At 36.2% G+C, this 21967-nt stretch carries 14 protein-coding genes; 9 read left to right on the top strand and 5 right to left on the bottom strand.

Features of this window, described 5'->3' with window-relative positions:
* Positions 1-91: 91 nt before the first annotated feature.
* The 4 genes from ileS to folE form a co-directional block, all read right to left on the bottom strand.
* Complete coding sequence (gene ileS, locus ACYIAM_RS09725; protein ID WP_483748118.1) at positions 92-2899, bottom strand: isoleucine--tRNA ligase; 2808 nt, start codon at positions 2897-2899, stop codon at positions 92-94.
* 36 nt (positions 2900-2935) lie between these two features.
* Entirely contained in the window at positions 2936-3874 is a 939-nt protein-coding gene (ribF, locus tag ACYIAM_RS09720) for a bifunctional riboflavin kinase/FAD synthetase (RefSeq protein ID WP_483748117.1), read from the bottom strand.
* 826 nt (positions 3875-4700) lie between these two features.
* Positions 4701-6194: a hypothetical protein gene (locus tag ACYIAM_RS09715; RefSeq protein ID WP_483748116.1), complete on the bottom strand. Its 1494-nt coding sequence runs from the start codon at positions 6192-6194 to the stop codon at positions 4701-4703.
* Between the two features lie 827 nt (positions 6195-7021).
* Positions 7022-7681 carry a GTP cyclohydrolase I FolE gene (gene folE / locus ACYIAM_RS09710; protein WP_174796835.1) on the bottom strand — a complete coding sequence of 220 codons (660 nt, stop codon included), beginning with the start codon at positions 7679-7681 and terminating at the stop codon, positions 7022-7024.
* Positions 7682-7879: 198 nt separating this feature from the next.
* On the opposite strand from folE, the gene polA reads away from it, so the two are divergent.
* The 6 genes from polA (at position 7880) to asnB (ending at position 16575) form a co-directional block, all read left to right on the top strand.
* Positions 7880-10663 carry a DNA polymerase I gene (gene polA / locus ACYIAM_RS09705; RefSeq protein ID WP_483748115.1) on the top strand — a complete coding sequence of 928 codons (2784 nt, stop codon included), beginning with the start codon at positions 7880-7882 and terminating at the stop codon, positions 10661-10663.
* Positions 10664-10952: 289 nt separating this feature from the next.
* The gene (gene gltX / locus ACYIAM_RS09700; protein WP_483748114.1) at positions 10953-12383 is read left to right on the top strand and encodes a glutamate--tRNA ligase; all 1431 of its coding nucleotides are present in this window, start codon (positions 10953-10955) and stop codon (positions 12381-12383) included.
* Positions 12384-12439: 56 nt separating this feature from the next.
* Entirely contained in the window at positions 12440-14053 is a 1614-nt protein-coding gene (locus ACYIAM_RS09695) for an intermembrane phospholipid transport protein YdbH family protein (protein ID WP_483748113.1), read from the top strand.
* A gap of 11 nt (positions 14054-14064) precedes the next feature.
* Positions 14065-14250 carry a YnbE family lipoprotein gene (locus ACYIAM_RS09690; protein ID WP_174796831.1) on the top strand — a complete coding sequence of 62 codons (186 nt, stop codon included), beginning with the start codon at positions 14065-14067 and terminating at the stop codon, positions 14248-14250.
* A 105-nt stretch (positions 14251-14355) separates the two neighbouring features.
* On the top strand, positions 14356-14700 hold the full coding sequence (locus tag ACYIAM_RS09685) for a YdbL family probable chaperone protein (protein WP_174796830.1): 345 nt from the start codon (positions 14356-14358) through the stop codon (positions 14698-14700).
* 201 nt (positions 14701-14901) lie between these two features.
* Positions 14902-16575 (top strand): asparagine synthase B, encoded by a 1674-nt coding sequence (asnB, locus tag ACYIAM_RS09680; RefSeq protein ID WP_483748112.1) that lies wholly within the window; start codon positions 14902-14904, stop codon positions 16573-16575.
* A 71-nt stretch (positions 16576-16646) separates the two neighbouring features.
* On the opposite strand, the gene satP is transcribed toward asnB, so the two are convergent.
* Positions 16647-17225 carry an acetate uptake transporter gene (gene satP, locus ACYIAM_RS09675; RefSeq protein ID WP_483748111.1) on the bottom strand — a complete coding sequence of 193 codons (579 nt, stop codon included), beginning with the start codon at positions 17223-17225 and terminating at the stop codon, positions 16647-16649.
* Between the two features lie 231 nt (positions 17226-17456).
* On the opposite strand from satP, the gene dnaK reads away from it, so the two are divergent.
* The 3 genes from dnaK to ACYIAM_RS09660 all read left to right on the top strand — a co-directional run bounded on the left by dnaK (position 17457) and on the right by ACYIAM_RS09660 (position 21965).
* Positions 17457-19376 (top strand): molecular chaperone DnaK, encoded by a 1920-nt coding sequence (dnaK, locus tag ACYIAM_RS09670; protein ID WP_483748110.1) that lies wholly within the window; start codon positions 17457-17459, stop codon positions 19374-19376.
* Between the two features lie 126 nt (positions 19377-19502).
* Entirely contained in the window at positions 19503-20630 is a 1128-nt protein-coding gene (gene dnaJ, locus ACYIAM_RS09665; RefSeq protein WP_483748109.1) for a molecular chaperone DnaJ, read from the top strand.
* 249 nt (positions 20631-20879) lie between these two features.
* On the top strand, positions 20880-21965 hold the full coding sequence (locus tag ACYIAM_RS09660; RefSeq protein ID WP_483748108.1) for a hypothetical protein: 1086 nt from the start codon (positions 20880-20882) through the stop codon (positions 21963-21965).
* The last annotated feature ends 2 nt before the right edge of the window (positions 21966-21967 follow it).

Here is a 21967-nt window from a genome sequence, read left to right as displayed (position 1 = left end):
TATGTTTCCGCCGACAATTGTCGGCGGAAAGGGTACTAGATAGCTATAAAGAGATGCTATAGCTTATTTTAATGTGCTAAATGGCTTATCGCTATGCAAAATGTCGCACTTCGCCTTGCCCGTGAATGTTTTCTGCACAACGTTTACATAAGTGTGTTGTTGGCTCATTATCGACGGTATAGTGCCAACAACGAGGGCATTTATCACCTTGCGCCTTAGCGAGTTCAATTTTCAGTCCTTGAATATCGCTTTGCACAGCATTGGCTGGCGCTGCTTGTAATGGTTTTACGCTCGCTTGTGATGTAAGTAAGACAAAGCGTAATTCATTCTCTAATTTAGCTAATGTTGCGACAATATCTTCATCAGCATAAAGCGTAACAGCAGCTTCAAGAGCGCCACCAATCACTTTATCATTACGACCTTGTTCAAGCACTTTATTCACTTCACTACGAATCGCTAAAATCTGCGCCCAATATTCGCTATTTAATGCTTCGTTATCTGACAAAGTAAATAGTGAGCTATACCACTCATCTTCAAAAACAAATTCTTGTTTGTTTGTCATTGGTAGATATTGCCAAATTTCGTCTGCGGTAAAGGATAAAATTGGCGCGATCCAACGAACCATCGCTTGTGCAATATGATATAAAGCCGTTTGGCAACTGTGGCGAGCAATACTATCGCTTTTAGCTGTGTACTGGCGATCTTTGATGATATCTAAATAGAATGATCCCATTTCGATTGAGCAAAATTGCATAATACGTTGCACCACTTTGTGGAAATCATAATTTTCATAAGCCTGAATGATCTGCTCTTGTGCTTCTTTTGCCATACTCACTGCCCAGCGATCAAGTACAACCATATCTTCTGGTTTAACCATATCTTTCACTGGATCGAAACCATTCAAGTTAGCGAGCAAAAAGCGAGCGGTATTACGGATTCGGCGATAACTGTCAGCAGCGCGTTTAATAATTTCATCTGAATAACTCATTTCGCCTGAATAATCGGTCGATGCAATCCATAAACGTAAAATATCGGCCCCAAGTTTGTTCATAACTTCTTGTGGTGTGACAATATTACCAAGCGATTTAGACATCTTGCGGCCTTGCCCATCAACCACAAAACCGTGAGTTAATACTTGCTTATAAGGTGCTTGGTTATTGATAGCCGTTGATAACATTAATGAAGACATAAACCAACCACGATGCTGATCAGAACCTTCTAGATAAAGATCGGCTTCATGCCCTTCAAACTCAGGGCGTGAGGCTACGACCGAATAGAATGTCGATCCTGAATCAAACCAAACATCTAATGTATCGGGCACTTTTCGATAATCTTCTGCATCAGGACCAAGCAGGTCTTTAATATCGGCATCCCACCAAGCTTGAATACCATTTTGTTCAACTAACTTAGCGACTTTTTCAACTAATGCCAACGTATCAGGATGAAGTTCTTCAGTCTCTTTGTGAACAAATAATGTCATTGGCACGCCCCACGTGCGTTGACGAGAAATGCACCAGTCTGGTCGATTGGCAACCATGGTTTCAATACGTGCTTGTCCCCAATCTGGGATCCAGCGAACTTGCTTGATCTCTTTTAATGAATTTACTCGTAAACCTTGTTTATCCATGCTGATAAACCATTGCGGTGTTGCGCGATAAATGACAGGAGTTTTATGACGCCAACAACATGGATAGCTATGTTCGATGTTTTCAAAGTGTAGTAACGCGTTATGCTCTTTTAATATTTCAACGACAACTTTATTGGCTTTGAATACAAATAAACCATCTAATCCGGCACCTGTACCCGGTAGGTAACAACCATTCCCTCCAACAGGATTTGCTACTTCAAGACCATATTTTTGACCCACCATAAAGTCTTCTGTACCATGACCAGGTGCGGTATGTACTGCACCTGTACCTGCATCAATAGTAACATGCTCGCCAAGTACCACAGGTTCATCAAAATCAAGGAATGGGTGTTTAAAACGTAATAATTCAAGTGCCTTACCTTGACAGCTACCTAACACTTTCCATTCACTGATATTGGCTCGTTTCATCACAGTTTCAACTAAATCAGTGGCTAAGATTAGGCACTCTTTATCATTGATTTGAACAAGTTGATATTCAAAATCTGCATTTAAAGCAATCCCTCGGCTAGCTGGTAATGTCCAAGGTGTGGTTGTCCAGATAACAGCATAAATGGTTAAATCGGTATTGATACCAAATTTATTCGCGACGGCTTGATTATCAACCGCTTTAAATTTTACATCGATTGCTGGTGATGATTTATCATAATATTCAACCTCGGCTTCCGCTAAAGAAGACATACAATCAGTACACCAATAAACCGGTTTTGCGCCTTTAACTAAATGACCATTTTCAATCACTTTACCTAAAGCACGAATGATGTTGGCTTCTGTATCATAATTCATGGTGCGATAAGGGTTTTGCCAATCACCAAGTACGCCCATACGAATAAAATCGGCTTTTTGTAGTTCAACTTGTGAGGCCGCATAATCACGGCAAATTTGGCGAAATTCAGCCGGAGATACTTTAACCCCTGGTTTACCAACTTGCTCTTCGACCTTTTGTTCAATTGGTAAGCCATGACAATCCCATCCTGGAATATACGGGGAATCATAACCGCTTAAGCCTTTTGATTTGATAATGATATCTTTGATAATTTTATTAACTGCATGACCAATATGAAGTTTACCATTTGCATAAGGAGGACCATCATGCAAAATAAAGGTTTTTTTTCCTTTTTTTTCTTGGCGGATTTTGCGATAAAGTTCCTTATCGTACCAATTTTGTAACATTGCAGGTTCGCGTTTAGCAAGATCTCCTCGCATTGGGAATCCTGTTTCAGGTAAATTCAATGTGTTTTTATAGTCTGTCATGCTGATTTATTCCAGTTAAATTTGTTGATACTACTTTTAATTGGTTAATTGTGCACTGATCTTTTTCGCAGTGCAAATATCTTGTATAATTTGTTGTTTTAAATCTGTTAATGAATCAAATTTTTTCTCATCACGTAATTTTTGGACAAAAGTTATGTCTAAATATTGTCCATAAATATCCTCTGAAAAGTCAAATATATTCACTTCTAAAATAGCCTTTTTTCCATTAATGGTTGGTCTTAAACCAATATTGGCGATACCATGGTAATGCTGGTTGTTACAGATATTTTTGACTTTAACAAAATAGACACCTTGTAGCGCAGGCTTTTTTCGGTGTAAGTGGATATTGGCTGTTGGGGATCCTAATTGTCTAGCCAAAGCATTGCCATGGACTACGCGACCTTGTATTGTATAATCACGCCCTAGCAGACAATGAGCCAATTCAAAATCACTATTTAAAAGTGCTTGGCGAACAGCAGTACTACTAATACGAAAATTATTCCAAACCAATGTTGGCATGCTTTCTACTATAAAATCGTTGTTGTGGGCATATTGTTGTAGAAGATTGATATCCCCTTTACGGTCAAATCCAAATCGAAAATCATCACCGATGGTAATATATTTAGCTTGTAGCTTATTAATCAACCAATCTTGAATAAAATGATTTGCTGACATATGGGCAAATTTTTTTGTAAATGGAATAACAACAGTATAGTCAACACCTAACTTTTCAATAAAAATGATTTTTTCTTGGAATGAAGTTAACCGTGACGGTGCCTTATCTTGTGCAAAAAACTCTAGTGGTTGAGGCTCAAATAACATCACAACCGTAGGCAGTTTTCTTTTTTTTCCTTGTTTAATAATATGGTTAATTAATTGCTGGTGCCCTAAATGAACGCCATCAAAATTTCCCAAGGTTAAAACACATTGAGAGAATTGATTTTTTAAATTAGTTATACCACGGATAATCTTCATGAAAACAATGCTATTTATATTAAGTAACTAAGAATTATACCAATCTTTCTTGAAGATGCACGCAATATAAAGCTAGGTTTTACTGTTTTGCATCAAGCCTTTTACTCTATTTTACACAAAAGGCTTGCTGCTAAGTTATGCCTTAAACCGTTACTCGTCAAAAATAACGATTTATAAGATATAGCAAAAATACCGAGTTGTTGACACTTCATGATTAAAATAATCCGCTAAAAATGTATAAAGTGTTTTCTCCGAGATCACTTAAGCTTTTATTTTCTATCTTTTGTATATTTGTTGATTATGTTATATCTCTATTAAAATGCGTATCACAATTTCTGCTTTCCCATTCGTTTTTGGGGTAGCAGATTTCGTGAATTTTTCATTTATATGATGGGTATCTTTTTAATAATAAATGTTCGCCTGTTCTTTGATATTCACATCCGTTATCCAAATAAATAACCGTATCAAGATCTCGCAAAAAATCATTAACTCTAATAAATAAGTTGTTTTTGGTTTACTGTTTAATTTTGTTTTTAATTAATGGCACACGCTTGGTATCAACATATTGCATTTCGGCAAGATAGATTTTGTTATAGCGATTAGCCAAATCGGTGATGGCTATTTTTCATTTATGATGCCATCACCATATCTCTTGTCTGTGATAAGGCGTTAGTTTTGTTGTTTAGAACATGAGCATGTTATTTGCTAACTTTGTCAGCTCAGTTGTTCCCCCCCTTAAGTAGGGGCAATTTTTCTTTATCAGCTTGACCTTAATTTGCTCATAATTCCGTTCTCAGTTCAAAAATTAGAAACTCAGTACTAAAATCTAAGGATAGGTGCACAACCCATACTGAAGGTAAGTAGACGGATTGCTGTAAACAGAACCGAAGAGCGAGGAGACATAGAACTGCCTTAACCCTATTACATCACTTGTCCAGTAATTACTTTTCGATTTGGAAACAAAGCCCGAATTGGTATAGCTTGTCATTTTTCCCCATTCGCTGAACAGGCCCGCACCAATTTGGCGCTGGTAAACGTTGTTACTTGATGACGGCTTGGCACCAATGGCTCCTTGACAAGTGTCGCCTGAGCCTTTATTTGTACAAATTGCGTTGGTAACATCGTTTACTTTTATAAGCCGATAACCTATGCTAGTACACCAATTTGTCTGGTTGGAAATAGTTCTATTTTTATTTCCACGGCTAATAAACCACTTGCTCAAGACAAACCCATATCTTAGTGCTTCTCTACCAGAGATATCGTAACCGACTAACTCGAATGTCTGTGGTAAGGTTGGTTTTGTTATTTGACTTGGATTGTCGGCTTGCTGCTCGGCCTCGGTTGCCGTTGGTCCTGTTAGTACAACCCGAATAGTGTTACTATTTGCTTTGGGCGTCATGGTAGCGGTGATACCTCCATGTGTCACTGTTGGCCAAGCTAGTTGGTCAAATGCTCCTCCTATAACTAAATCAAAGAATAAACCATCAGCACCAGTGGTTGGGAAGTTACGATCATAAGATGTGGGTAAGGTAGATTGAACAAGAAACCCTTTACTTGGATTCCATATGTTTTCGGGACCGGCGTGACTCCCTGTTCCCAAATTATTCTGCCCATACTTCAATTCTGGCTTGGCATAGCAGATTTTGGGCGGTATGTTTGGGGAGATATAGTAAGTTGTCGTCTTGGTACTAAAAGTGTTGGTGTTAGGTACGCCGTACTTTGAACTGAACATGCCATCGGTGTTACTTAACACCACTTTATAAGGAGCTCTACAAATATCTAAGGTATCGTTGCGATCCACTATTTGGTTATCTCTATCCATAAAGCTAACACTTATACTGCCTGTTGCAGTCACGCCATTTTCTTCTTGTCCATCGCCATCATCATCACCCCAGTAGTTATAAGGGGCATCAATGAGTCTTTCTAATCCTATTGAGTTGATTGATGTTGGCACAAACATGCCTATATTTGCTAAGGTATCAGTTGCATTAGGTAATACTATTGGTTTTTTTGTATTTGAAATGTTGGTTGATGGCGTAAAAGTTCTACCGTCCGGTAAAGTAATACTTAACAAACCTTCTGTCGTGCGAGCTTTGGTTCTACCTCCATCAAACGTTAAATATGGTGCTGAGCCTTGAATAATATTTGTAGTAGTAGCTGATAACGCCTGAGTATTTAATGAATATGACAATAGCAATACTAATGTTAAAGGAAATTTTGATGATACTAATGAAGTTAAAGAGAAAACTTGGTTAAAGTAATATTTAGAACTATTTAAGACATCAAACTGCCAGCGCCGGTGCCTACAATGATAATGCATATCTCCTCCGTCAATTAATTCCTTATTTTATCTTTTTCTATAATTATCAGCTCGCAAAATAAGCTAATTTTATTTTTAATCACCAAAATTATAACGCCTTAAAAAAATTGTTCACCTTTTAAATAGAAAAATTTGTAAAGAAATATAAATACTACAATCAGTCTCACGTTTTGTATAAAAAAACAATTTTTTGGTTCTTTTTTGTGGATATTTATACTGGCGTTATTTTTATCGTTAACTGTTTGAAAGCCCCAAAACCTATCTGACAAAAAAAATGAAATGCTCCATGCTAGTTACTTTACTAAGTAAAACGAAGATGAATTAAAGCGACAAATAGGTAATTGCTAAGATAATATTGCTAGAGTATAGGAATTACTCGCGTTATTTACAGTAATTTGAGAAACTAAAATAATCAATATACATAAAAAACAAAATTAACGTCTTATCGCCAGCAAGAGATATGGCAAGTATCATAAAGAAAAAATAACTGTCACCGATTTGGTTAAACGCTTTGTGAGCAATCTTCCAACCATGTATAACGAGTCAAAAAAGCCCGATTGAAGATAAATCTAATCTGGCAAATAAAACACGATAACAAAACTTATCTGGACGAAATATTCACAAAATCTACCCACCCAAAAGCGAATAAGAAAGCAGAAAGCGTGATACGCACTTTAATGGAGAGATGGCATAATCAGGAAATATTTCAAAATAAAAAATATATAAAACAAAACATTAAGAAATTTTTAGGAAAACGCCTTATGTGTTTTTAGCCGATTATTTTAATCATGAAATATAAACACTCCAGCGTTTTCTTACATATAATATCAATAATGGTTTAGTGCTCGTAAAAACTCTTGTCTTGTACTTGGATTTGTTTTAAAACCACCTCCAAGCGCTGTGGTGGTTGTCGTGCTGCTCGAATCTTTAATGCCTCTGGCTTTTACGCAATAATGGGTCGCATCAATTGAAACTGCAACATTGACTGTACCAAGTAACGTTTGCAGAGCAACTAAAATTTGCTGAGTTAATCTTTCTTGTACTTGGGGGCGTTGTGAAAAAAACTCAACGATACGATTGATTTTCGATAAACCAATCACTTTATCTTTCGGAATATAAGAAACGGTAGCTTTGCCGTCGATGGTAACAAAATGGTGTTCACAAACACTGGTCAGTGTAATATCGCGAACAGTTATCATCTCGTCAACTTGCATTTTATTTTCGATTAGCGTGATTTTCGGAAAATTTTCATAATAAAGACCTGAAAAAATCTCATCAACATACATTTTTGATACACGATGAGGCGTCTCGGCAAGACTATCATCAGTCAAATCCAGCTCCATTAATTTCATAATTTCACGGAAGTGAGCCTCGATTTTTGCTTTACGCTCACTATTATCCATAGCTAGACGGCATGATGGTGTTTCAAGGTTTTTAGCGGCTAGTGCTTCTTTGACTTTTTGCGCAGCAAGAGTTAATTCTGTCATTTATCAAATACTCAGGCGAAATTAGAGGCAATATTATATAACACTCGTGATGTAATATACAGTTCTTACAGATTTTTATACTAAAACGCATAGTTTCCTGAAACTTTTTTACATTATATTATTGTCTTCCTAAGAATATTCTAGCTAATTAGGTTATACTATCAGTCATTGAATTGACTAACGTTTTAGGTAACCATAATGCCAAATAATACACCGATTATTTTAATTGATGGATCATCTTATCTTTACCGTGCTTTTTTTGCATGTCCTCCATTAACCAATGCCAAAGGTGAGCCAACAGGCGCTATTTTTGGTGTGATTAATATGGTTCGTAGTTTAATTAATCAATACAACTCTTCCCATATTGCTGTGGTATTTGATGCCAAAGGTGGATCATTTCGTAACGAGATCTATAGCGAATATAAAGCTACCCGAGAGGCAATGCCCGAAAATCTTCGTCCCCAAATTGAACCTATTCACACTATTTTGAAAGCCATGGGTTTACCACTACTTTGCATTGATGGTGTCGAAGCAGATGATGTCATTGGTACACTAGCTAGACAAGCAGAAAAGGAAAATCTTGAAGTGTTGATTAGTACTGGCGATAAAGACATGGCTCAGTTGGTGAGTGATAAAATCACGCTTATTAATACCATGAATAATACGATTCTTGATCCAAAAGGCGTTATGGAAAAATTTGGTGTTCCACCCGAAAAGATGATTGATTATTTAGCATTAAGAGGGGATTCTTCCGATAATATCCCTGGTGTACCGGGCATAGGGGAAAAAACGGCACAAAGTTTATTATCTGAATTTGATGGCATAAAAGATATTTATAATCGATTGGATGATATTGAAAAATTATCGATCCGGGGCGCTAAATCTTTAAAGAAAAAATTGATTGATAATCAAAATGATGCAGATCTTTCTTATTTACTCGCAACAATCAAAACCGATGTGAAGTTAGATTTTACCAATGAGCAATTATTGGTAGGGGATATTGACGTTAAGGCTCTAATTGAGTTGTTTAATTACTATGGTTTTCATCGTTGGCAAAAAGAATTAATTGGTGGTACCTTTTTAAAACAGCAAAAAAATACTGCGGTAGAAGCCGATGATAATTTCTTCTTATCTACTCAAGAAGAACAACTTACACCAACTTCACAAAACACAGAAACTGATTACCAATGCATATTAACCAATGAACAACTAGATGAATGGCTTGTAAAATTAACAAATAGCAAGCAATTCGCGTTTGATACTGAAACCGATAATGTAGATCATGTGCATGCTAAATTAGTAGGCATATCACTCAGTGTTGAACCTTATCAAGCGGCTTATATTCCACTTGCTCACCAATATTTAGGTGTTCCGAAGCAATTGCCGCTCAATGATGTTTTAGCTAAATTAAAACCGATATTTGAAAATCCAAAAATCCAAAAAATTGCCCAAAATGCGAAATTTGATTACAGCGTGCTGGCAAACTATGGCATAACAGTGCAAGGGATTGCGTTTGATACCATGATTGAATCTTATGTATTAAACAGTAATGACCGTCATGATATGGATAGTTTGGCAAATCGCTATTTGAATCACAAAACCATTACTTATGATGAATTAACTAAATTTGATAAAATTCGAGTGACTATTGATAATATTGATGTAATAAAAACGACGCAATATGCTGCTGAAGATGCCGATATCACGTTACAATTGCATAATAAGTTATGGCCTGATCTTGAACGAGACCAAAAATTAAAAAATCTATTCACTAATATTGAAATGCCACTCACCATTATAATAGCCGAAATGGAAAGAACCGGTGTTTTGATTGATGCCAAGTTATTAAATAAGCATTCTACTGAATTGAACAACAAATTGAACGAAATTCAAGAAAGATTACAATTGTTGGCAGGTGAAAATTTTAATCCGGCATCACCTAAACAAATTCAAGCTCTTTTATTTGATAAGCATCAATTACCGGTACTCAAAAAGACGCCAAAAGGCGAACCGTCAACTAGTGAAGATGTTTTGAGTGAGCTAGCTAATCAATACGAGTTGCCGCGCATGATTTTGCTTTATCGTAGTTTAGCTAAGTTAAAAAATACTTATACCGATAAATTACCATTGATGGTTAGCCCTATCGATCATCGGATCCACACTAATTATAATCAAATCGGTACGATAACGGGTCGATTGTCGTCAAATGAGCCAAATTTACAACATATTCCAGTGAGAACCGAAGAAGGGCGTCGAATTCGACAGGCATTTGTTGCGCCAAAAGGTTATAAGATTATTTCTGCTGATTATTCGCAAATTGAATTACGTATCATGGCGCATCTATCACAAGATAAAAGCTTACTTAACGCTTTTGCTAACGATAAAGATATCCACCGAGTGACAGCGAGCGAAATTTTAGATAAATCTGAATCTGAAGTCACTTTTGAAGAGCGAAGACGGGCAAAAGCAGTTAATTTTGGATTAATTTACGGTATGAGTGCTTTTGGCTTATCTAAACAAATTAATATTACTCGTAAAGAAGCCAGCTTTTATATCGATCGCTATTTTGAACGTTACCCAGGCGTTCAAACTTATATGGACGAAATCCGCCTGCAAGCAGCAGAACAAGGTTATATTGAAACTTTATCTGGTCGACGTTTGTATCTTCCTAAAATTAAATCAGGAAGTGGTATTGAACGTCGCGGTGCTGAGCGTGCCGCTATTAATGCGCCAATGCAAGGCACGGCGGCCGATATTATCAAAACAGCGATGATTAAGGTGAGTGAATGGATTAAAAGCCTACCTGTAGGTAATATTAGGATGGTGATGCAAGTCCACGATGAACTCGTATTTGAAGTAAAAGAGGAATTGGTCGAACAGTATCGAACTCAAATAAAATCGATTATGGAAAATTGTTATCAGCTATCTATACCATTAAAAGTGGATGTCGGCGTGGGTGATAACTGGGATGAAGCACACTAATGAGGCTAGATCAGTACTAAATAAATCAACCTTAACTTAAATAAAATGGCTAAATGTTAATTTTATACTGAAACACATGCTTTTCTGAAACTTTTTTACACAGCATGGCTTAACTTTCTAACATTAATGGCACTATTGCCGAAACCTTTCGGCGTGTTAGAATAGGTAACTAAATCAAATTTATATCAAAATGTTATTCTGTCAGAGCAACAGGCAGAATAAGAAAAGGGAGCGCAAGCCATAGTCTGGTTAATTAGGCGCTCGTTTTTGTTATTTTTAGGATTATTTCATGAAAATCAAAACCCGTTTCGCACCCAGCCCAACAGGCTATTTACACGTAGGTGGTGCTCGTACTGCACTTTATTCTTGGCTTTATACTCGCCATGCAAAAGGTACATTTGTATTACGTATTGAAGATACCGATCTTGAACGCTCAACACCAGAAGCGATTGAAGCGATTATGGAGGGTATGAATTGGTTAAAATTATCATGGGATGAAGGTCCTTATTATCAAACTAAACGTTTTGATCGTTACCATCAGGTCATTGATGAAATGTTAGCCAAAGGTACCGCTTATCGTTGTTACTGTTCTAAAGAACGTCTTGAAAAATTGCGTGAAGAACAAATGGCAAAAGGTGAAAAGGCGCGTTACGATGGCCATTGCCGTTGTGATTCGGTACAAAAAGAACATTCTCATGATGAACCTCATGTTGTTCGTTTTGCTAATCCTATTGATGGTACCGTTATCTTTAATGATTTAATTCGTGGGCCAATTGAGATTGCCAATAAAGAGCTTGATGATCTTATTATTCGTCGCACTGACGGTTCACCAACTTATAATTTCTGTGTGGTTGTTGATGATTGGGATATGGAAATTACCCATGTTATTCGTGGTGAAGATCATATCAACAACACGCCTCGCCAGATCAACATTCTCAAAGCGTTAGGTGCGCCATTGCCTGAATATGGGCATGTTTCGATGATTTTAGGGGATGATGGACAAAAATTATCTAAGCGTCATGGTGCGGTCAGTGTAATGCAATATCGTGATGACGGTTATTTACCCGAAGCGCTACTGAACTATTTAGTACGCCTTGGCTGGTCACATGGCGATCAAGAGATATTCTCTGTGCCCGAAATGATTAGTTATTTTTCATTAGATGCGGTGAGTAAATCAGCCAGTGCATTTAATACTGAAAAACTACTTTGGTTAAATCACCATTATATTAATCAGTTAGATGCAGATTATGTTGCTCAGCATTTAGTTTGGCATATGAATCAACAAGGCTATGATTTAGCTAATGGTCCCGATCTCATTACAATTATTAAGCTATTTGGCGAACGTTGTAAAACACTAAAAGAAATGGCTGAATCTTGTTCTTATTGTTATCAAGACTTTGCTGAGTTTGATGCTGATGCGGCTAAAAAACATTTACGTCCAGTCGCCAAAGAGCCATTAGAAACAATTAAAGCAAAAATTGAAGCGATTGCTGATTTTGATTGGCAAATTGATAAAATTCACCATGCCATTGAAGCAACGGCAACTGAGCTTGATGTTGGCATGGGAAAAGTTGGCATGCCACTACGCGTTGCCGTAACAGGCATCGGACAATCACCATCGGTTGATGCGACTGTTTTTGCAGTTGGTAAAAAGCGCACGCTTACTAGAATTGAGAAGGCGCTGGCATATATTACACAGCGAGAACAATCTCAAAATTAATAGACATTTATTGCAGGGGATACCCTGCAATTATTTTTGCCAAATCGAGAACTACTATGGTTCGCTTAAAAAAACGCTATTGGATCTCACTGAGTATCTTATTTTTTATCGTACTATTTTGCTTGTATGGATGGCGTTATTGGCAGTCATTCAAGCAGAAACATGGGATTATGGTCGATTGGCATAGTGCTAGCATTGGTTTTAAAGGCCTTACTTTTGATGAGCTTACTGTAAGTAAGCAATCTCAAATCTCTATAACGGCTAGAAATGTGTTAATTTCGTGGTCACATTTATCAGCAAACAATTTGGATGTTCACTGGCAAATAAATCAATCTGAAACGGTTTTAGATTCTGTCGGCAACGTAGTTGATACTGCTACTGAAAATCTTAATCAATCCGATCTTGATCTCTCTTTGATTCCAACGATTATTTATTGGTCACCTAAGAAAATTCATATAGATACATTGCGATTTTATGAACAAGATAAAGAACAATTAGATTTAAAAGTCGATATCAGTAAACAGCAGCAAGCTATACAACTTAATCTATCAACCAATACTCAAGATATCGCACAATTATCAGCAACTTTATCCTTTGATCAAACTGCCTCACAGTTTAATGTACAAAACGGTCTTTTTAAGACATCTTTAAAGCAATTTGGTCTAAAAAATAGTCATGTAACATTGCCATTTACTGGCTGGGTATCTGGTAATCAATTGGCGTTAATGACTTCAGATAAAGCTTCAATTAACATAGAAAAGACGAATCTTTCTAACGATTTAATCCTTGACTCTGCCGCAGGGAATTTGAACATTCAACTTGAATCAAAAATTCCATTTGATCGTAATCAACTCTTTGTTACAGCAATGCTAACGATTAATAAACTCAATGGTATTTATAAAAGTAGTGAAATCAAATCGGTGACAGGTGATGTCAATATGATTGTTAAAGATAACCGATTTACGATTTCGACGCCGGCGTTAAATGTCCAAGAAGTAAATATGGGTATCGCCTTTAAAAAGGTAAAATTAGTGGGTAGTTATTCCGCTTCATTTAAAGCGCCTAGCAAAGGCATAGTGACTTGGAAAAAGCTTCAAGCTGATATTTTTTCTGGTTTAGTTTTTATTGAACCGAGTAAATTGAATTTAGCTAAATTACCCCAACAATTAAATTTAAAGATAAAACAGATACAATTAAAAGATATTCTTGCTAAATATCCAACCGAAGGGCTTGCTGGCGACGGTACGATTGATGGTTTTTTACCAATTACATTATTAAAAGCGAAAACTAAGAGTGAAGCAGCATTTGAAGTGGCAATTAAAAATGGGCAGCTAACTACAATTAATCAAGGTTATTTACAGTTTGAAAATTCAGCCTTAAAAAATTATGCGCAAAGTAACCCAAATATGAAAATACTCACTGATATTATTAAAAACTTTCATTATACTAAATTACAAGGTACAGTTGATTACGCTAACGACATTGCGAAATTGAAATTGAATATTCAAGGAAGTAATTTAGATGTTGAAAATGGCAAAGCAGTGAATTTAAATATCAATCTTGAAGAAAATATGGCTAAATTGCTGATGAGCTTACAGTTATCTGATCAAATTAGTGAGCCAGTTCGTAAACGAATTCAAGCCCGTTTAAAAAAGGAAGCTTCAAAATAAGAGGTCATTTTATGATACGAAATGTTATTGCAATAATGATGCTAAGTAGTGCGTTAATCGGATGTTCGCCAACAGTAAAAGTGCAAGCGCCGAGCGAACCCATTAATATCAATTTGAATGTTAAGATAGACCACGAAATTAATATTAAGGTTGATAAGGCGTTAGATAATATCATCAATAAATCTGGATTATATTAAATTAATCGGTTTTATTTTCATCTATCGATTTGAATGTAACTAATAGAAAAATCTGGATCCGCATTTAAATTAATAAAATATGATGTATTTATTAAGGAGTTTGTTATGACTATTTGTAAAAAAGCAACTGTAGCATTATTGTCTGTCGTTTTATCTTTTTCTGCGTTTGCATTAAATTTAGAGCAAGCTATGGATTCATTGAGTCAAGCCAAAGCACAAGGGGTTGTTGGTGAACAGGCTGATGGTTATTTAGGTGTTGTGAAAAATGAAGGTAATGCCACTGAAATTGCGCAACTGATTAATCAAGCTCGTAAAGCACAGTATCAAAAAGTATCCGCTGAAAGCAATGTTCCTTTAAGTGAAGTAGAAAAAAAAGCGGGTAGTAAAGCGCAAGAAAAGACCCCAGCAGGTCAATATATAAAGCAACAAGGTCAATGGCTAAAAAAATAATGATTACTTTTTGCAATGATAGAAAAAGTATAATGACATTGCGCTTTAATTGTGTATTATTAGTGTGTATGCTGTTTATTTAAATATTTATTCATCCTCTTTCTTTTATTTAATAAAAATAAAAAATAGTGTGAAATTTTTATATAGTTAGTTTTTTACTTGTAATAGTATCGCTTATGCGATTTGAAATGGAGAAAATCAATGTGTTCGATTTTAGGTATTCTTGATATTAAATCAGATCCAGAACAACTACGAACAAAAGCATTAGAGCTATCATGTCTACAGCGTCATCGTGGTCCTGATTGGTCTGGTATTTTTGCGTCTGATAAAGCTATCCTTGCTCATGAACGTTTATCAATTGTGGATGTTAATACCGGATCTCAGCCTCTTTATAATAAAGATAAAACCCTAGTTTTAGCGGTGAATGGCGAAATTTATAATCATCAAGAACTCCGAAATCAGTACAAAGATCGTTATGAGTTTCAAACTGGTTCAGACTGTGAAGTGATTCTTGCTTTATATCAAGAAAAGGGTATTGACTGCCTTGATGAATTACAAGGCATGTTTGCTTTTATCCTTTATGATATTAATAAAGGTAGCTATTTTATTGGTCGTGACCATATTGGTATTATTCCAATGTATACTGGTCATGACGAAAATGGTACATTTTATGTTGCCTCTGAAATGAAAGCCTTAGTACCTGTTTGCAAAACAATTGAGGCTTTCCCTCCAGGATGTTACCTATCTAGTACCGAAGGTGAAATCAAAACCTATTACAAACGTGACTGGATGGATTATGACAACGTTAAAGATAATAAAGCAGATATCAATGAACTTCGTGTTGCATTAGAAGAGTCAGTAAAAAGTCATTTAATGTCTGATGTTCCTTATGGGGTATTATTATCAGGTGGACTTGATTCTTCAGTCATTTCAGCAATCACTAAAAAATTCTCTGCTCGTCGTGTTGAAGATCACGAAAAATCGGAAGCATGGTGGCCGCAGTTACACTCATTTGCTGTTGGTCTAAAAGGCGCACCCGATCTTAAAGCTGCACAAGCGGTTGCGGATCATTTAGGTACAGTCCATCACGAAATTAACTTTACCATTCAAGAAGGTATTGATGCGATTCGTGATGTGATTTATTTTATCGAAACCTATGATGTAACAACCATTCGCGCGTCCACTCCAATGTATTTAATGGCGCGTAAAATCAAAGCCATGGGCATTAAAATGGTACTTTCTGGTGAGGGTGCTGATGAAGTGTTTGGTGGTTACCTTTATTTCCACAAAGCACCAAATGCCAAAGAGTTCCATGAAGAAACCGTACGCAAATTAGCTGCGTTACATATGTATGATTGTGCTCGTGCTAATAAGGCGATGGCGGCATGGGGCGTTGAAGCTCGAGTTCCATTCCTTGATAAGAAATTCTTAGATGTTGCTATGCGCATTAATCCAAAAGATAAAATGTGTGGCAGTAATGGCAAAATGGAAAAACACATTGTTCGCGAAGCATTTGAGTCTTATTTACCAGCATCGGTTGTTTGGCGTCAAAAAGAACAATTCTCTGACGGTGTGGGTTATAGCTGGATTGATACATTAAAAGAGATTGCCGAAAGTAAAATTACTGATCAGCAATTAGAAAATGCAAAATTCCGTTTCCCATACAATACGCCGACTTCAAAAGAAGCCTATATGTATCGTGAGATTTTTAATGAACTATTCCCACTGGAAAGTGCAGCACATTGCGTGCCGGGTGGTCCAACAGTTGCTTGCTCAACTGCGAAAGCAATTGAATGGGATGAATCATTTAAAAACCTAAATGATCCATCTGGACGTGCAGCGGTTGGTGTTCATAATGATGCATATAAAAAATAATTAATAATAAAACCTAATAAAAAACGGGGATAATTCCCCGTTTTTTAATTATTGAAATTAAGTAAAATTTATTAATGTGCAGCGCCTTTTGGTGCACCAATCGGTAAAATGGTACGACCATATTGTTCGTTAATTACTTCTGCCATTGCTAAATAAACAGCACTTGCTCCACAAATAATGCCTTCAAAACCGGCAATATGGATAATGTCATGATTACCTGAAATATTACCAATAGCTAATAAAGTAAATAAAACCGTTAAACTGGCAAAAACAAATTGTAATGCGCGGTTACCTTTTAATGTACCAATAAACATAAAGCCAGTAAAAACTCCCCATAAAGCAAGGAAAATACCAACAAAGGTAGCATCAGATGGTGCTGTCGCTGGTGAAGTTGGTAAATACCAAATACCCACTAACACAATCCAAAAGAAACCATAAGAAGTAAATGCTGTTGTACCAAACGTATTGCCTTTTCGAAATTCTAAAATGCCAGCAATGACTTGTGCAAGACCACCATAAAAAATACCCATTGAGACAATAACTGTCATAGCTGGGAAAAATCCAGCATTATGAATATTTAATAAAATTGTTGTCATACCAAATCCCATTAAACCAAGTGGGCCAGGATTTGCAAGTTTTGTTTGTTCCATAAGGATCCTATAAGTTAAGTTTGATGATTAAAAAAGAGCGGCAATGATAAGTGCAGAAAACGCGATAATCAAGATTTCAGGGAAAATTATTTTTTTGCGCCCCTTGATATTAATAATAATGTTCCCATTTATGTGAAAACAAAAACATTTCTTTGTGAAATAAGGGCTTGAAAATTAATATTTAAGACCTATATACAAGAAATAAAATACAGATTTTGAGGAGAAAAGATTATGGGTAAAATTATTGGTATTGATTTAGGTACAACAAATTCATGTGTTGCTGTAATGGACAATGGCCAAGCAAAAGTATTAGAAAATGCAGAAGGCGATCGCACAACCCCTTCCATTATTGCTTATACTCAAGATGGTGAAATCTTAGTTGGTCAACCAGCAAAACGTCAAGCAGTAACCAATCCACAAAATACATTATTTGCAATTAAACGTTTAATTGGTCGTCGTTTTGAAGATGCCGAAGTACAACGTGACGTTAGTATCATGCCATATAAAATTGTAAAAGCCGATAATGGTGATGCATGGGTTGATGTTAAAGGTCAAAAAATTGCGCCACCACAAATTTCTGCTGAAGTGTTAAAGAAAATGAAAAAAACAGCAGAAGATTATCTTGGCGAAGCAGTGACAGAAGCGGTAATTACTGTTCCAGCTTACTTTAACGATGCACAACGTCAAGCAACCAAAGATGCTGGTCGTATTGCAGGACTTGATGTAAAACGTATCATCAACGAACCAACAGCTGCAGCGCTTGCTTATGGTTTAGATAAAGATGTAGGTAACCGTACTATTGCTGTTTACGACCTTGGTGGTGGTACATTTGATATTTCTATTATCGAAATCGACGATGTTGATGGCGAAAAAACCTTTGAAGTATTAGCAACAAATGGTGATACTCACTTAGGTGGTGAAGATTTTGACTCACGCTTAATCAACTATTTAGTTGACGAATTTAAACGTGAACAAAACTTCGATTTAAAAAATGATCCGCTTGCAATGCAACGTTTAAAAGAAGCAGCAGAAAAAGCAAAAATTGAATTATCATCAGCACAACAAACTGATATTAATTTACCGTATATTACTGCTGATGCAAGTGGTCCAAAACATTTAAATATCAAAGTAACACGCGCTAAACTTGAGTCTTTAGTTGAAGATTTAGTTAAACGTTCAATGGATCCTGTAAAAACAGCATTACAAGATGCAGGTCTTTCTGTTTCGGACATTAAAGATGTTATTCTTGTTGGTGGTCAAACACGTATGCCAATGGTTCAAAAAGCGGTTGCTGACTTCTTTGGTAAAGAACCACGTAAAGATGTAAACCCTGACGAAGCGGTTGCAGTTGGTGCAGCTGTTCAAGGTGGTGTACTTGGTGGTGATGTTAAAGATGTGTTATTACTTGATGTTACCCCATTGTCTTTAGGTATTGAGACTATGGGTGGCGTTATGACAACTTTAATTGAAAAGAACACAACTATTCCAACTAAACATAGTCAAGTGTTCTCAACTGCTGAAGATAATCAATCAGCTGTAACCATTCATGTGTTACAAGGTGAACGTAAACGTGCGGGTGATAACAAATCATTAGGTCAATTCAATCTAGATGGTATTCAAGCTGCACCTCGCGGTATGCCACAAATTGAAGTTACTTTTGATATTGATGCTGACGGTATTTTACATGTATCTGCGAAAGACAAAAATACTGGACGTGAACAAAAAATTACGATTAAAGCCTCTTCAGGATTAAGTGAAGAAGAGATTCAAAAAATGGTAAACGACGCAGAAGCTAATGCTGATGCAGACCGTAAATTTGAAGAGCTAGCTCAAACTCGTAACCAAGCCGATCATCTTGTTCACTCAACACGTAAACAAGTGACTGAAGCCGGTGATCAGTTATCAGCTGATGATAAAAAAGCAATTGAAGATGCAGTAAATGCTTTAGAAGTTGCCGCTCGTGGCGAAGATAAAGCAGAAATTGAAGCTAAAATTAATGCATTAATGGAAGCATCTAAAAAATTGCTTGAATTAGCACAACAACAAGCCCAAGCAGCTCAAGGTGCGGGTCAAGCAAATAGTGGAAACACTAATGCGCAAGATGATGTTGTTGATGCAGACTTCAAAGAAGTTGATGATGATAAAAAATAAACATTAACTACAATGTTTTTTAATGAGTTATTTCAACAAGTTTTAAACATATAACAAGTTAAACGGGCGCGAGGTAACTCAAGCCCGTTTAGTTGTTTATACAATCATAAAAAATAAAGGTCAATTATGGCGAAGAAAGATTATTATGAAACATTGGGCGTCAGTAAAAGTGCCAGTGAAAGTGAGATAAAAAAAGCCTATAAACGCCTAGCGATGAAATATCATCCTGATAAAAATCAAGATAACAAAACCGAAGCTGAAGCAAAGTTTAAAGAGGTGAAAGAAGCTTACGAAATCCTAACTGATCCGCAAAAAAAAGCGGCTTATGATCAATATGGTCATGCTGCTTTTGAACAAGGACAGGGTGGATCGGGTGGATTCGGCGGATTTGGTGGCTTTGGCGGTGGTGCGTTCGACGATATATTCAGTGATTTTTTTGGTGGCGGTCGTGGGCGCAGTCAAACCGCATCTCGTGGCAATGACTTACAATACAATATCACCCTAACATTAGAAGAAGCCGCGGCAGGTGTTAGTAAAGAAATTAAAGTACTAACTTGGGTAAGTTGTGATACTTGCCATGGGCAAGGCGCTGAAAAATCTTCTGATGTGGTCACGTGTAATACCTGTCATGGTGCAGGTGTTGTACAAATGCGACAAGGTTTTTTTGCCGTGCAACAAGAGTGCCCAACTTGTCATGGACGGGGTAAAGTGGTTAAAAATCCATGTAAAAAATGTCATGGTGAAGGTCGCGTTGAAAAAACGAAAACATTGTCTGTTACTATTCCAGCGGGAGTTGATACTGGCAACCGTATCCGATTATCTGGTGAGGGCGAAGCCGGTTTAAATGGTGCACCATCAGGTGATTTATATGTTCAAATGCAAATTAAACCGCATGCTATTTTTGAACGAGACGGCACCAATCTGCATTGCGAAATTCCAATTAATATTGCATTGGCATCACTCGGTGGCGAAGTTGAAGTACCAACCCTTAATGGCAAGGTCAGCTTAACGATTCCTGCTGAAACACAGACTGGTAAAATGTTCCGACTACGAGGTAAAGGCGTCAAATCATTACGCGGTAGTGCGGTAGGTGATCTTTACTGTCATGTTGTGGTTGAAACGCCAGTTAACCTAACGAGCAAACAAAAAGAGCTGCTTAAAGAATTAGGTGAAAGCTTTAAAGCCGATAAAAACTCTAAACATAGCCCCAAAGAAAAAAGCTTCTTTGACAAAGTGAAAAAGTTTTTTGAATAAAGCTAATCATAGTTGAAATAATAGCGAGATTAGGTTACTAATCTCGTATTTTATTTTTATATTATTGTTTAATTTTAATATTTTTTACTTTCCTATTTCCATAAAATAAAATTTCCTTACAGCAATATTTAAATTAATAACCTTATTAGATAATCGATAGTTATTAACTTTAAATGAATATAGTATACATTAGTTAAATTATTAATATTAGTTTTGTATGATTTTAATGACATGAAAGGAATAATATATATGTTTTTTAAAAAGTTTTGGAAAAAATTACCGCCTGATATTAAAGACACACCAAAAGAGAAACAAAGCTCACAAGATCATTTAAGTGTGATAATTCACGATTTTTGGCAACAGGTAAAGAAATCTGAACAATCTCTTAATGAACTTGAACTTATCGATATAATGGAAAATATCAATAAGCTATTAGATGAAAATCAGTTAGATGTCATTGCTGAAATTACTGTAGGGGATACTAAGAAGCATAAAATTATTTTTACCGCGGATGGAAAAATTGATCGATTCGAGTATGTAATGGAAATTTCCCGACAAGCACCTGATCTTCAGTTTTTCGAAGTAGAAGCATTTCGTCAGCGCATTAATAATGTAGATACCTTTGTTATAAAATCTAAAGAGAGTTCTTTCTCATTAGGTGCAACTGATTTATTAATTCAATATAAAGAAAGTTATCGTAAAATATCTATTGGCATTATGTTCGCTAAGACTGTTCCCGAAGATATGATAAAACAAGCAGAAACGATGGCATTGATTTATCTCGATCATCTATTGGGTGAATATGATTTTGCTATTAGAGTAGAATCTATTGAGTTTTTAAAGACAGATCAGAATGTTGCGACAGTTCCTGCTAACCAATTTGTAACTATTTTTGATCGGTTATGGAAAGAAGATTTAAAACACACAGGTGTACTTAATGCTCAAGAGGATCAATGGATTGTATTTGAATTAACGGATCTTAAAATGTTAGTGCATCGTAATGAAGCGGCTAATTCTTTGGTTGGGCATGAAAATTATTGTTATGCACTTAATGTTATCGTTGATATTGATAGTAAAGAGACTCTTTCAGCTGTTTATGAATTAGAAGATGCTATTAATCTTGCTTTACGTGCTGATGAGCGAGGTATTCATTGTCAAAATAGTTTTAGTCAAGGTGTAAGAAATATGTTATGGCATGTAGGAAATAAACACTCAGCACTTCAATTAGTACAACAGATAACAAACCGATATAATACGTTATCAGTTAAAATTGAATGTGAGTTCGATCCTTTCTGGCGACAGTACTTACGTTGGGTTGAATGTCATCAAGCATAAAA

Source organism: Gilliamella sp. X-60 (assembly GCF_057063585.1).
The sequence above is the reverse complement of the archived record's forward strand: the minus strand, read 5'-3'. Positions and strand labels throughout refer to the sequence as shown.

Coding starts and splice junctions, on each gene's coding strand:
- ileS (WP_483748118.1), bottom strand. CDS start 2,899: ATGACAGACTATAAAAACACATTGAATTTACCTGAAACAGGATTCCCA.
- ribF (WP_483748117.1), bottom strand. CDS start 3,874: ATGAAGATTATCCGTGGTATAACTAATTTAAAAAATCAATTCTCTCAA.
- ACYIAM_RS09715 (WP_483748116.1), bottom strand. CDS start 6,194: ATGCATTATCATTGTAGGCACCGGCGCTGGCAGTTTGATGTCTTAAAT.
- folE (WP_174796835.1), bottom strand. CDS start 7,681: ATGACAGAATTAACTCTTGCTGCGCAAAAAGTCAAAGAAGCACTAGCC.
- polA (WP_483748115.1), top strand. CDS start 7,880: ATGCCAAATAATACACCGATTATTTTAATTGATGGATCATCTTATCTT.
- gltX (WP_483748114.1), top strand. CDS start 10,953: ATGAAAATCAAAACCCGTTTCGCACCCAGCCCAACAGGCTATTTACAC.
- ACYIAM_RS09695 (WP_483748113.1), top strand. CDS start 12,440: ATGGTTCGCTTAAAAAAACGCTATTGGATCTCACTGAGTATCTTATTT.
- ACYIAM_RS09690 (WP_174796831.1), top strand. CDS start 14,065: ATGATACGAAATGTTATTGCAATAATGATGCTAAGTAGTGCGTTAATC.
- ACYIAM_RS09685 (WP_174796830.1), top strand. CDS start 14,356: ATGACTATTTGTAAAAAAGCAACTGTAGCATTATTGTCTGTCGTTTTA.
- asnB (WP_483748112.1), top strand. CDS start 14,902: ATGTGTTCGATTTTAGGTATTCTTGATATTAAATCAGATCCAGAACAA.
- satP (WP_483748111.1), bottom strand. CDS start 17,225: ATGGAACAAACAAAACTTGCAAATCCTGGCCCACTTGGTTTAATGGGA.
- dnaK (WP_483748110.1), top strand. CDS start 17,457: ATGGGTAAAATTATTGGTATTGATTTAGGTACAACAAATTCATGTGTT.
- dnaJ (WP_483748109.1), top strand. CDS start 19,503: ATGGCGAAGAAAGATTATTATGAAACATTGGGCGTCAGTAAAAGTGCC.
- ACYIAM_RS09660 (WP_483748108.1), top strand. CDS start 20,880: ATGTTTTTTAAAAAGTTTTGGAAAAAATTACCGCCTGATATTAAAGAC.